Annotated in this window: 11 protein-coding genes; 9 read left to right on the top strand and 2 right to left on the bottom strand. The window is 56.3% G+C overall.

Features of this window, described 5'->3' with window-relative positions; genetic code table 11:
• The 3 genes from dnaA to recF all read left to right on the top strand — a co-directional run bounded on the left by dnaA (position 1) and on the right by recF (position 3889).
• Positions 1-1386 (top strand): chromosomal replication initiator protein DnaA, encoded by a 1386-nt coding sequence (gene dnaA / locus NOR97_RS00005; RefSeq protein ID WP_170345655.1) that lies wholly within the window; start codon positions 1-3, stop codon positions 1384-1386.
• 224 nt (positions 1387-1610) lie between these two features.
• The gene (gene dnaN, locus NOR97_RS00010; protein ID WP_170345654.1) at positions 1611-2732 is read left to right on the top strand and encodes a DNA polymerase III subunit beta; all 1122 of its coding nucleotides are present in this window, start codon (positions 1611-1613) and stop codon (positions 2730-2732) included.
• A gap of 59 nt (positions 2733-2791) precedes the next feature.
• Positions 2792-3889, top strand: a complete 1098-nt coding sequence (gene recF / locus NOR97_RS00015; protein ID WP_257599837.1) for a DNA replication/repair protein RecF — start codon at positions 2792-2794, stop codon at positions 3887-3889.
• Here recF and NOR97_RS00020 read toward each other — a convergent pair.
• A complete protein-coding gene (locus NOR97_RS00020; RefSeq protein ID WP_257599838.1) occupies positions 3886-4452 on the bottom strand; it encodes a carboxymuconolactone decarboxylase family protein in 567 nt (188 codons plus the stop codon). The genes recF and NOR97_RS00020 overlap by 4 nt on opposite strands.
• A gap of 100 nt (positions 4453-4552) precedes the next feature.
• On the opposite strand from NOR97_RS00020, the gene NOR97_RS00025 reads away from it, so the two are divergent.
• From NOR97_RS00025 to NOR97_RS00035, 3 genes are all read left to right on the top strand, one after another.
• On the top strand, positions 4553-5125 hold the full coding sequence (locus tag NOR97_RS00025; RefSeq protein WP_257599839.1) for a TetR/AcrR family transcriptional regulator: 573 nt from the start codon (positions 4553-4555) through the stop codon (positions 5123-5125).
• 114 nt (positions 5126-5239) lie between these two features.
• A complete protein-coding gene (gene gyrB / locus NOR97_RS00030) occupies positions 5240-7657 on the top strand; it encodes a DNA topoisomerase (ATP-hydrolyzing) subunit B (protein ID WP_257599840.1) in 2418 nt (805 codons plus the stop codon).
• Positions 7658-8041: 384 nt separating this feature from the next.
• Positions 8042-8770, top strand: coding sequence for an SDR family NAD(P)-dependent oxidoreductase (locus tag NOR97_RS00035; RefSeq protein WP_257599841.1), 729 nt, complete (start codon positions 8042-8044; stop codon positions 8768-8770).
• A 48-nt stretch (positions 8771-8818) separates the two neighbouring features.
• Here NOR97_RS00035 and NOR97_RS00040 read toward each other — a convergent pair whose 3' ends face one another.
• Entirely contained in the window at positions 8819-9574 is a 756-nt protein-coding gene (locus NOR97_RS00040) for an N-acyl homoserine lactonase family protein (RefSeq protein WP_257599842.1), read from the bottom strand.
• A 41-nt stretch (positions 9575-9615) separates the two neighbouring features.
• Here NOR97_RS00040 and NOR97_RS00045 point away from each other — a divergent pair, with 41 nt between their 5' ends.
• The 3 genes from NOR97_RS00045 (at position 9616) to NOR97_RS00055 (ending at position 13064) form a co-directional block, all read left to right on the top strand.
• Complete coding sequence (locus NOR97_RS00045) at positions 9616-10734, top strand: pyridoxal phosphate-dependent aminotransferase (protein ID WP_257599843.1); 1119 nt, start codon at positions 9616-9618, stop codon at positions 10732-10734.
• 188 nt (positions 10735-10922) lie between these two features.
• Positions 10923-11396, top strand: coding sequence for a DUF427 domain-containing protein (locus NOR97_RS00050; RefSeq protein WP_257599844.1), 474 nt, complete (start codon positions 10923-10925; stop codon positions 11394-11396).
• 108 nt (positions 11397-11504) lie between these two features.
• The gene (locus NOR97_RS00055; RefSeq protein ID WP_257599845.1) at positions 11505-13064 is read left to right on the top strand and encodes an AarF/UbiB family protein; all 1560 of its coding nucleotides are present in this window, start codon (positions 11505-11507) and stop codon (positions 13062-13064) included.
• Positions 13065-13109 lie beyond the last annotated feature (45 nt).

Consider the following 13109-nt stretch of genomic DNA (forward strand, 5'->3'; position numbering starts at 1 on the left):
ATGACACAAGAGAAATGGGGACTACTGCGTAACAAATTGCTGAAGGCCATCGGTCGGAACAACTATACGACCTGGATCGAGCCTTTGGAATTCAAGGAGCTTCAGGATGGCGTGGCGGTTTTCTCGGTGCCGACCAATTTCATGGGCAATTATGTCAGCCAGAATTTTGCGGACCTCATTTTGTACGAGCTGAACACCGCAGGTGAAACTGTGCAACGTCTGGATTTCCGCGTCGCCGCAAACTCGCCAGCCCGGCCCAAGCCAGCTGTCGATACGCCGCCGGTGGCAAAGCCGGAACCTGTCGCCGCGCCGAGCGAGGACCCGGCGCAGGATACATTGGAATCGCTTCAGGCCGCCCCGTTGGATTCCCGCTTTACCTTTGACAGTTTTGTCGTCGGCAAACCCAATGAACTGGCCCATGCTGCTGCGCGTCGGGTATCCGAGGGCGGGCCGGTGACCTTCAATCCGCTGGTACTGTACGGCGGCGTGGGGCTGGGTAAGACCCACCTGATGCATGCCATTGCATGGGAGCTGAAAACCAAACATCCCGAACTCAATGTTCTGTACCTGTCGGCGGAACAGTTCATGTACCGGTTCGTGCAGGCCCTGCGCGAGCGTCGGATGATGGATTTCAAACACCTGTTCCGTTCGGTTGACGTTTTGATGGTTGACGATGTGCAGTTCATCGCCGGCAAGGATTCCACTCAGGAAGAGTTTTTCCACACGTTCAACGCGCTGGTGGATCAGAACAAGCAGATCATCATCTCGGCCGATCGCGCCCCGGGTGAGATCAAGGATCTGGAAGATCGGGTGAAATCCCGCCTGCAATGTGGTCTGGTGGTCGACCTGCACCCGACCGATTATGAACTGCGTCTGGGCATTTTGCAGAACAAGGTGCAGCAATACAGTTCATCCTATCCGGACCTGGCGATTGCCGATGGCGTTCTGGAATTCCTGGCGCATCGCATCTCGACCAATGTTCGGGTGCTGGAAGGTGCCCTGACCCGTCTGTTCGCGTTCGCGTCGCTGGTTGGCCGCGAGATCGACATGGAACTGACCCAGGATTGTCTGGCGGATGTGTTGCGCGCCTCGGAACGCAAGATCACCGTTGAAGAGATCCAGCGGAAGGTGTCTGAATACTACAACATCCGCCTCTCCGACATCATCGGCCCAAAGCGCCTGCGTTCTTACGCGCGTCCGCGTCAGGTGGCGATGTATCTGTGCAAGCAGTTGACCAGCCGGTCGCTGCCCGAGATCGGACGCCGTTTTGGCGGGCGAGATCACACGACGGTCATGCATGGCGTCAAACGCATTGAAGAGCTGAAGCTGACCGATGGTCAGATCGCTGAAGATGTGGAAATGCTGCGCCGGTCACTTGAAGCCTGATCTGCGCCTGTAATGCAGGAAACCGCCCCGGTTCCTCGGGCCGGGGCGTTTCTTGTGCGCATTAGTCCACGGTTGGATCAGAACTGGTGCCTGTCAGGCACGCTGCCCTTGACGCTGGACGCAATCCAACCCAGAAATCCGTAAAAAATCCTTGTGCCTCAGGGTGGAACCGCTAACGTGCCAGTCCCGCCCATGTCGGTACGCAAGTCAGAGGAATTGAGGGTATGAAGATCAGCATCGAACGCGGCACCCTTCTCAAGGCCGTTTCGCAGGCCCAATCCGTAGTGGAACGCCGCAATACCATTCCCATACTTGCCAATGTTCTGATCGAGGCGGAAGGCGATCAGGCGCTGTTTCGCGCGACCGATCTGGATATCGAGGTGGTCGACAAGGCCCCGGCGCAGGTCGAGAAAGCCGGCGCTACCACCGTGGCCGCGACCACCTTGCACGAGATCGTGCGCAAATTGCCCGACGGTGCCCTTGTCACCCTGACCGCCGACAACGCGGCAGGGCGTTTGACGGTTGAGGCGGGTCGGTCGAATTTCTCGCTGGCGACGCTGCCGAAAGAGGATTTTCCGGTCATGGCGTCGTCGGAGTATCAATCAAACTTCACGGCTTCGGCTGCCCTGCTGCGACGGTTGTTTGACAAGTCGAAATTCGCGATTTCAACAGAAGAGACCCGGTATTATCTGAACGGTGTCTACATGCATGTGGCCGACGGATCCGATGGCGGCAAGGTGTTGCGCTGCGTGGCCACCGACGGTCATCGGCTTGCTCGGATCGATGCCGATTTGCCGGATGGTGCAGAGGGCATGCCGGGCGTTATCGTCCCGCGCAAAACCGTGGGCGAGCTGCGCAAGCTGCTGGACGATGATGAAATGGATATTGCGGTTTCGGTCAGCGAAACCAAGGTGCGTTTCGCCACGCCGGATATCACACTGACCTCGAAGGTCATCGATGGCACCTTTCCTGACTACACACGCGTCATCCCGCAAGGAAATACGCGCAAGCTGGAAGTTGATGCCGCCGAGTTCGCACAGGCCGTGGACCGGGTGGCAACGGTATCTTCCGAGCGTTCGCGTGCGGTGAAGCTGCAACTGGATGGCGACAAGCTGGTTCTGTCGGTGAATGCTCCAGATAGTGGCGCGGCCGAGGAAGAACTGGCCGTTGCCTATGGTGATGAGCGTCTGGAGATCGGGTTCAATGCCAAATATCTGCTGGAGATCGCGTCTCAGGTGGATCGAGAGAATGCGGTGTTCATGTTCAATTCAGCTGGCGACCCGACCCTGATGCGCGAAGGCAATGACCAGAGCGCGGTTTACGTCGTCATGCCAATGCGCGTCTGATCGCGCGGACGCGCGATGCCTCCGGCGGGAGTATTTTTGAAAAGATGAAGGGAGGGGTCATGGGATTGGCCCTGACCGAGCTTACGGTCTCGCATTTTCGGTCTCACAAGCTGGCGCGGTTGTCTCTGGACGGGCGGCCGGTGGCGATTCACGGGCCGAACGGGGCGGGCAAGACCAATATTCTGGAAGCGGTATCCTTGTTTTCACCCGGTCGCGGAATGCGGCGGGCAAGCGCGGCCGAGATGACGCGGCGGCCCGAGGCGTTGGGCTGGAAACTGTCGGGACTGTTGCATTCGCAGGGTCAGAATTTCGAAATCGAAACCTGGTCTGAGGGCGGTGCAGCGCGGCAGGTAAGGATTGATGGAAAGACAGCCACCCAGATTGATCTGGGCAAACTTGCGCGGGTGGTCTGGCTGGTTCCGTCCATGGACCGCCTGTGGATTGAAGCGGCCGAAGGCCGGCGCCGGTTTCTTGATCGCATTGCGCTCAGTTTTGATCCGTCTCATGCGGAGGCCGCGCTGACCTACGAAAAAGCGATGCGCGAACGTAACCGTTTGCTGAAAGAGCAGAAGCGTGACGCGCATTGGTATGCCGCGCTTGAGGGTCAGATGGCGGAGATGGGGCATCGTATCCACGCAGCGCGATTGGCGGCGTTGCACCATCTGAGGGTGGCGCAGGATCAGGCGGAAACGGCATTTCCGTCTGCCGAGTTGGAATTGGTGCAAACCGAAGGTGCGATGCCCGAAACGGCTGAGGATTTGCGCGAGGCTTTGAATGAAAGTCGGTTCAGGGATCTGGCTGCGGGCCGGACTTTGGTCGGGCCGCATCGGTCGGATCTCTATGGCGTGTTTGCTGCCAAGGGTGTTCCGGCCAAGGATTGTTCCACCGGTGAGCAGAAGGCGCTGCTGGTTTCATTGATCCTGTCCAATGCACGAGCTTTGGCCGCAATGGTGGGGGCGCCACCAATCGTATTGCTGGATGAGGTGGCCGCACATCTGGACGCGGGTCGGCGCGCCGCACTTTATGACGAGATTTGTGCGTTGGGTTCTCAGGCCTGGATGACGGGCACCGGGCCTGAACTGTTTGAAGAGTTGGGTGACCGGGCCCAGTCGCTGGTCGTTTCCGAAAGCGATGAGGGATCAGTCGTGGCGGTTTAGGCCGGTTCGTTGACTTTACGTTCCCACAGGAAGCCGCGCATGGCTTCATCGACTGGCGTTTTGGCCATGTGGTTGACGTAGTTCGACATGGTTTTCTGTGCCAGACCCAGCACCACGTCCAGAACCGCGCGATGCGAATAGCCCGCGTCGAAGAACGCCTGAAGCTGTTCCTCGGTCGGGTTGCCACGGGTTTCCATCACTTGCAGGGTGAAGGTGCGCAGCGCTTCGAGCTTGGCGGAAGGCAGTGGAGTTTCATTGCGCAGAGCCTGGGAGATTTCGTCTGATACCTTCATCATCTTTGCGATGCCGGTGTGCGCGGGCACGCAATAATGGCATTCGTTTTCCACATTGATGGTCTGCCAGACGACGGTTTTCTCATCGTTGTCGAAATCGGTCTGCAAGAACAGGCCGTGCAGAACCTGATAGCCTTCAAGGTGCTGTGGGCTTTCTGCCATCACCTTGTGCAGGCCCGGCAAACGTCCAAAAGCGGCCTGGGACTTTTCCAGCAGAGGTTTGGATGCTTCGGGTGCGGATTCGAGGTCATGAGACGGGAAGGTGGCCATGTCGGATCTCCTGTTTCTGGCGCGATGGGTGGTATTTAGGGTTTCTTGAGCGATCACTCAAGTATATATTTGAGCGAGCGTTCAAGAATTGGTGATGCCGATGCCCCGTAAACCCGCATATGATCGCGACGCGTTGATCGCGAAGGCCCGTGACATCTTTTGGCGTCAGGGCTGGGCTGGTACGTCGCTGAAAGACCTGGAGCGGGAATTGAAGCTGAAACCCGGCAGCTTTTATGCTGCATTCGGGTCGAAAGATGCGCTCTATGCGTTGACGCTGGAACGCTACACGCAAGAAGGTGTGGCGCGCCTGAAAGCCCTTGCCGAAAGTTTGGGGCCGAAGGAAGCGCTCAAGGCGCAACCTCGTCTGGTCATCGAAGCGGTCGAGAACCCGGCAAAGGCCTGCATGTTGGCAAAAACATATGCTGAGTTGCAGGCGAAGGATCATGCGCTTGCGGATCAGGCCGCGTGTCACATGGCGGAAATGAAAGCGTGTTTCGCCGACCTGTTCCGCAGCGCCCAGGCTGCCGGTGAAATCCGGCCTGAACATGACCCGGATCGGCTGGCGGCGCGGTATCAGTCGGACATTCTGGGGCTTCGGTTGTCGGCCGAACGCAAGGATGTCGATGCGCTGGAAATCGCGGCGGATATCGCTTCTGACATCGACCGGTTATGAGGTGTATTGGGATGGGCGGAAAACGACCCGAGCACACACAAAATATTGGGGGATCGCGTGACAATCCCCACCAGAAAACGTATAAGGTACCAAAATAATATAGGTACTGACTGAATGTCCGAAGACGCACAGGCTCCTCAAGAATACGGCGCAGATTCCATTAAAGTTCTCAAAGGCTTAGAGGCCGTTCGCAAACGCCCCGGGATGTATATCGGGGACACGGATGATGGATCGGGCCTGCACCACATGGTGTATGAGGTCGTCGACAACGGAATTGACGAAGCGCTGGCGGGTCACGCCGACCATGTGACCGTGAAGATTCACGCGGATTCCAGCGTTTCGGTCAGCGACAACGGCCGCGGAATTCCGGTTGATATCCACCCGGAAGAAGGCGTTTCAGCGGCAGAGGTCATCATGACCCAGCTGCACGCGGGCGGCAAGTTCGACAGCAACTCGTACAAGGTGTCGGGCGGCCTGCATGGCGTGGGTGTTTCGGTGGTAAACGCGCTGTCGGATTGGCTGGAGCTGCGCATCTGGCGCGCGGGCAAAGAGCACGTGGCACGCTTTGAGGGGGGCGAAACAGTAGAGCACCTGAAGGTCGTCGGTGAGTGTGGCGATCGTACGGGAACCGAAGTGCGCTTTCTGGCGTCAACCAACACGTTCTCGAACCTCGAATACTCGTTCGAGACGCTGGAAAAACGGCTGCGTGAATTGGCGTTTCTGAACTCGGGCGTGCGGATCATCCTGATCGACGAGCGCCCGGCAGAACGGCTGGAAACCGAGCTGTTCTACGAGGGTGGCGTGAAGGAATTCGTCAAGTATCTCGACCGGTCCAAAACTCCGGCCATGCCCGAGCCGATCTATATCAAGGGCGAGCGCGACGATATCGGCGTCGAGATCGCAATGTGGTGGAATGACAGCTACCACGAGACGGTGCTGCCCTTTACCAACAACATCCCGCAGCGTGACGGCGGGACCCACGTGGCTGGGTTCCGCGGCGCGCTGACCCGGACGATCAACAACTATGCGCAGTCCAGCGGGATCGCGAAAAAGGAAAAGGTCAGCTTCACCGGTGACGATGCGCGCGAAGGTTTGACCTGCGTATTGTCGGTGAAAGTGCCCGACCCGAAATTCTCGTCCCAGACCAAGGACAAGCTGGTTTCCTCCGAGGTCCGTCCGGCTGTCGAAGGTCTGATGAATGAAAAACTGGCCGAGTGGTTCGAAGAAAACCCCACAGAAGCCAAGAGCATCGTCGGCAAGATCATCGAGGCCGCGTTGGCCCGTGAGGCTGCGCGCAAGGCGCGCGAACTGACCCGGCGCAAGACCGCGATGGATGTGAACTATCTGGCTGGCAAGCTGAAGGATTGTTCCGAGAAAGACCCATCCAAGACCGAAGTCTTCCTGGTCGAGGGGGACTCGGCCGGCGGGTCTGCTCAAACCGGCCGGGACAGGCTGACACAGGCCGTTCTGCCCCTGCGCGGTAAAATCCTGAACGTCGAGCGCGCCCGGTTCGACCGGATGCTGTCGTCTCAGGAAATCGGCAACCTCGTCATGGCCCTGGGCACGGGCATTGGCCGCGATGAATTCAACATCGAAAAGCTGCGCTACCACAAGATCGTCATCATGACCGACGCGGATGTGGACGGCGCGCATATCCGGACGCTGTTGCTGACCTTCTTCTATCGGCAGATGCCGGAATTGATCGAGGGTGGGTACCTCTATATCGCGCAACCGCCGCTGTATAAGGTTTCCCGCGGAAAGTCAGAGGTTTACCTGAAGGATCAGGCCGCTCTGGATGACTATCTGATCAATCAGGGCGTCGAAGGCGCTGTTCTGAAACTCGGCTCGGGTGAGGAAATCATCGGCCAGGACCTGACCCGCGTGGTCGACGAGGCGCGTCAGCTGAAACGTGTTCTGGATGCGTTTCCAACACATTACCCGCGCCATATTCTGGAACAGGCCGCCGTGGCTGGGGCTTTCGTGCCGGGTGCGGTGGACGCCGATCTGCAAGGCGTGGCTGACAAAGTCGCCGCGCGGCTGGACCTGATCGCTTTGGAATATGAACGTGGCTGGCAGGGTCGGATAACACAGGATCACGGCATCCGACTGGCCCGTATTCTGCGCGGTGTCGAAGAGGTTCGCACGCTGGACGGCCCGATGCTGCGCTCGGGCGAGGCGCGCAAGACCGGCAGCTTTACGCAGAGCCTGCAAGAAATCTACAACTCTCCGGCCACCTTGATCCGTCGTGATCGCAGCCAGATGATCCACGGTCCGCTGGACTTGTTGCGGGCCATTCTGGAAGAGGGTGAAAAGGGCTTGTCACTGCAGCGCTATAAAGGTCTGGGTGAGATGAACCCTGACCAGCTGTGGGAAACGACACTGGACCCGGATGCGCGGACGCTGCTGCAAGTGCGCGTGGATGACATGGTTGAAGCGGATGATCTGTTCACCAAGTTGATGGGTGACGTCGTGGAACCTCGTCGAGAGTTCATCCAGAAAAACGCCTTGAGTGTTGAGAATCTGGATTTCTGATTATTTTGTACGACCGCCCATAAGTTTGCGCTCGCCGCATAATCTTGCGCAGTTTGCCCATAGTTTTGCGCTGCGCGATTGTCTGCCCTAGCGGTGAATTCAATCATTTTTTGGAGTAGTCGTTGCGGTTATGGTCCTTTGCGTTGCTCAATCCCGCAAAGGGCCTCCCTATAGAACCTTGGGTTCCATGCGGCCTTTTTGCTTGGATTCTCGCGAACGGCCGCGATGCGCAGAAAGCTGACTTTGCAAAGTCTAGCTTGAGCCCAAAACTGACGTGCACTGAATTAAACGAAATTGGCTTTCGCCGCTTTCAGAAAAAAGGGTTATGAGTTTCCTTCTTTAATTCGAAGTATCCCAAATCATACCTAGGTAGGAGGAGTTACCATGAAGACAGCGGTTGTGACCGGCGCCGCGGGAGGGATGGGGCAGGCCATCTGCCGCCAATTGCAGACAAACGGGTTGCATGTGATTGGTCTGGACCTCAAAGAAGAGCGTCTGAACGAACTGGCATCAGAATTTAGTTCGGACTTCACACCTATTTCCGTTGACTTAACTGATCCTTTGGCCGTGGCTCAAACGTTTGAGCGCATTAGGACAGCCCATGGCGGTCTGGATGCTTTGGTAAACAACGCTGGCACCTGCTTTATGTCTGACTTCCCGCACATTCCGCCCGAGGAACTCGAAAAGCAGATGGCAATCAACTTTAATTCTGCATTCCATTGTTGCCAGCAAGCGGTCCAATTGATGTTAGAACGCGAAGGCATCAAAAAGATTGTAAATATCTCATCGAACGGTGCTTACAATTTCGATGTGTTCGACCCTCCGCACTACCGCGCGTCAAAGGCAGCGATGGATACCCTTACAAAAGACCTCGCCCGTCGATACGCACAGGACAAAATCTGTGTAAATTCTCTGGCACCTGCCATGACTGAGACACCGTTGTTCAATGTCTTGACCGAGGAAGTCTTGAAGAAAGCCGTTAGTGCCATGCCACATGGTCATGCGATGCTACCTGAGCAAATCGCCTCTTGGGTTGGTTTTCTCATTTCACCGGCAGGGGATGTTTCCAGTGGGAATGTGATTATTCTGAACCAAGGGCGCGACGTCAGATAACTCTTTGGTGCGACATCACTTTTCGGAAAAATGGTCCAAGGGGTGGGGTCAGCTGTAGACTTCTGGTGCTTTCTTCAGAACAGGCCACTGCTTTGGACAATGCCCATAAATTACAAAGGCATCTCGCTCGGATGCCAGACGCATCAACCTGTCTGCGCTGGCAATTGCTGCATCTTCGTCCCAAGACCCGGCAAACTTCTCGTCGATTTCTGCTGGTCGGGAAATCGCATCACTGGTCAATAAAATCGCCCCCGACGGAAGATGGACCATCACGGCGATCTGGCCAGGCGCATGGCCTGGCGCCGCCAAAACTAAGATACCCGGCCCAATCTCTACGTCGCCATCAATAACCAGGTAATCCTGCTCGGGCCATTCCATCGGCCGCATATCGCCCCAGTACAACGGGCGAGGTAAGGCTCGCTCGGCAGAGGAGATGAGAATGGGACTGTTTGGAAAGTCGCCCAATGCACCGATATGGTCTATATGGGAGTGCGTACAGATCTGTAATGAAATGTCTGACGGAATAAGCCCGAGTTTTGCCAGCTGTGCGCGTGGCAGATTGTCTGGTTCGCACTTCAGAACCTCGCCAAACTCGAACAATCGATCTTCTTTGACCGCGGCGTCGGTATCGGTGGCATATTTTTCAGGAAACCCAGTATCGATGAGTATTGATTCTCCCAAATCTGTCCGGATCAGAAACCCGCAGATACCTATGATGCGGCCAGTGGAATGGACCTTGAACAGCCCGTAGTCCAAAACCGCAAGGTCAATCGGTCGCCCTTTGACAAATCCCTCTGATTGCACAGACTCTCTCCCTGATTGACTACAAAGATTTTGAGTAGAGCATGAAAGTCAAGATACACACACTCTTTCAGTACCTACTGGATACCACGGAAGCGGATCCAGAAGCTTTCGTTGGGTTTTCCTTGTCCGAGTCGCCGCGTTTGGGTGAGTTCATGGATGCGCTGGATCCAGCGCTGCCGTTGGATTGGAACCAAAACAGCTTTCGGGGTCTGCCTGCTTTACGACGGCATGTTTTGGACCGCGCCGGCTTGTCTGATGTTTGCAAGCCAGACGACGTTCTGATCACCGCCGGCGCCGCGGAAGCCAATTATCTTGCATTCATGCAATTGGTCCAACCGGGCGACGAAGTCGTAACGGAACGCCCGGGCTGGCCACAAGCGGGCGTATTGGCAGAGGCAGTCGGCGCGACGCTAAAAGTTGTCGACCGCGAAGAGAGTGCTGGTTGGGTATTGCCGCTCGACAAAGTTGAGGCCGCAGTAACAGCGCGCACGCGGCTCATCTTTATGACCAACCCCAATAACCCCACCGGGCAGTTGATGACACAAGCAGAGCTGGAAAGGCTTGTCCAAATCGCAGATCGCGTAGGTGCATGGCTGGTTGTTGACGAGGTTTACGCGGGATTGGAGTGGGACGGGTCCCGTGCCCCTTCGATTGCTGGTTTGTATCCAAGGGGTATCACGACGGGCAGCGTTTCCAAGGCACTGGGTCTGCAGGGGCTACGCACCGGCTGGATGATATGCCGTGATTCAGATCTCATTTGGGACGCTATTATTCTGCGGGAAAACTCGAGCGAAATTATGAATATTCTCGGCGAAGTCATCGCCGAAATCGCCTTGAGGTCTGACCGATATAATCAGGCTTTGAAAACTGCACGGGCAGCTGGGATGAAAACGCTGGAACGCCTGGATAGGTTTGTTGCCGATCAGCCCAACCTCGATTGGGTCAAACCTCAGGCTGGATTAATTGGTTTGGCACGGCTCGATGGGATTGATGGCGACGTGTTCGCCAAACGCTTGCTCGCCGATCCCTATCGGACATTTCTACTACCGGGTTCGTCTTACGGGATGCAGAACCACATCCGACTGGGTGTGGGGGGAGGTGCTGCTGCCAACCTCGACCTTGGCCTAGAGCGCATGGACGAACTATTGGCAAACTGGTAGATTTAGGACACTCATTTCGACGGTTCGGGCTGCTAAGTCGGTCAAATAACGTTGCCCGTCCCAAGCTGACACTAAGCCCAATTTTGGTGCAAGTTCACCTGCCATGCGCTCAAAGCTCTCTCGCTAGAATAACGCTGTCGGCGCGCTAGTTCGAAGATGGAACAACTGATTCATAACCAAGGTTCGAAATGACAGGTTGGACAACTGAAAATGTTCAAGACTATCCCCGGCCACCTGCGCTGCGGGAGGTGCCCCATAACTTACGGATAGAGTTTGGCGGTCGAACAATCGTAGAAACTGACCAGGCGTTTCAGGTTCTCGAGACCCACCACGCCCCCACGTATTATATTCCGCCGCAAGACATTGATACCGTTCTGACAAAGGCCTCAGGCAGATCATACTGCGAGTGGAAGGGTGTTGCGAGCTACTGGGACGTTCAGAGCGGGGCAGCTGCGGCTAAGAAAGCTGCGTGGAGTTATGCTGCACCAACCACCAGATTTGAACAGATTAAGGACTATCTCGCCTTTTACGCCGGACTTATGGATGCTTGTTTTGTTGGTGAGTACCGGGTGATCCCGCAACCCGGGGACTTCTATGGAGGCTGGGTCACCGAAAATTTGAAGGGTCGTATAAAAGGCGCTCCGGGCACGGAATTTTGGTGAGGATAAATGACGAACCCTAAATCCTCACCAACCCCTTTGGCAGTTCCTACAAGCCGTTTGGTCCGTGTTGCCGGTTTAAGCAGCATGACGGCAGGCATTGTGGGGAACATGGCAGCACGCGCCCTAAGAGAGATCGGTCGCGGTGCGCGACCCGACATGCGTGGTTTGTTGATGACACCGGGCAACGTGACACGAGTCGCGGATCAGCTTGCGCGTATGCGAGGCGCCGCGATGAAGGTGGGTCAGTTGATTTCGATGGATGCAGGTGAGGTCTTGCCGCCCGAACTGGCTGACATCATGGCGCGTTTGCGAGATCAGGCGCATTTCATGCCGCCGAAACAATTGCGTGACGTCCTGAACCGAGCTTGGGGTGCAGACTGGCGAAAATCCTTCCAATCTTTCGATGTAAGGCCCATAGCGGCAGCGAGCATTGGGCAAGTACATCGTGCGACATTGAAAGACGGGCGCGATGTGGCGATCAAAGTGCAATATCCCGGTATCGCGCGCAGTATCGACAGCGATGTCGCCAATGTTGCTGCGCTGGTTCGCATGTCAGGTTTGCTTCCCCAAAGCTTTGATCTGGATCCGTATATCCAAGAGGCGCGCAGTCAACTGCATGAAGAAACCGATTATGAACGCGAGGGACACCACCTGCGCCATTTTGCAGACCTCTTGCAGAGTGATGAAGCGTTTGAAATCCCGGAGTTCTTTCCGGATTGGAGCACGCCAGAAGTACTAACGATGTCCTTTCTGGAAGGTCGCCCTATCGAGGCCGTGAGTGATGCGACCAGCGAGGAACGCAATCGAGTCTCAGAGGCCTTGGTCAATCTCACGCTGTGCGAGATTTTTGAGTTCGGTATGATGCAGAGCGATCCAAACTTTGCCAATTACCGATACCTGCACAACCATGCGCGCATGTGGTTTGCATCAATCTGGATTTTTACGCTCCACATACCCTGGCAGCTTGGCGCGGACTTCTTTTTGCGGCATTTGCTGGATGGCGATCCCGCATCGAACACGCTGAGCTGGCGGTGGGTCGGCGGATTGCACACAAAAGGCAAAACCTACCTCGCGCGACCTGATAATATTGCCAAATACACCGAAGGACGGTTTCAACCAAAAAACCTCGCCAAATTTGCCGAACCTCTGACCGAGACAGTAGAACACCCGCTTATTCCGCTTTTGACTCCGCAAGAGCCCCCAGAGGGCCCTTACCTCATGCTGTTGACCGAGGATGATCTGTCAGCCGATAGCTTAATGCCGACATCGCCTGCTGCCGCGATTGGACTTTTGGCGACGCATGGTCGGTCTCCAAATCCGATTGCAGGCGCTGTAACGGATTTTGCCGAAGGCGCGATGAATAGCGCCCTGGAACCTCACGGAAAGCGCGCGCAATCCGCCGAGGATTGGAGTGATCCGTTGATCGAGGCCGCGCGGAATACCGGTGTCAAAACCATTGCAACAGCCTATGCGCCCGTCGGCCCCACTCGGTCACGACTGGATCGTGCGGAACCTCTGTTGAGGGACGCTGGCCTGTCTTTGAACCGGATAATACGACCCCACGACACGATAACATGGCCTCATGCAAGGGCCGGCTTCTTTGGTCTTCGAAAGAAGATCCCATCGCTTTTGAGCCAATTGAACCTGGCCACCCAACCAAGGCCATAGCCGGTGTCCACTGCCGCGCTTTTACTTCCCAACCAATTGTTTGCC

It is taken from the genome of Ruegeria sp. YS9 (genome assembly GCF_024628725.1).
GTDB lineage: Bacteria > Pseudomonadota > Alphaproteobacteria > Rhodobacterales > Rhodobacteraceae > Ruegeria > Ruegeria atlantica_C.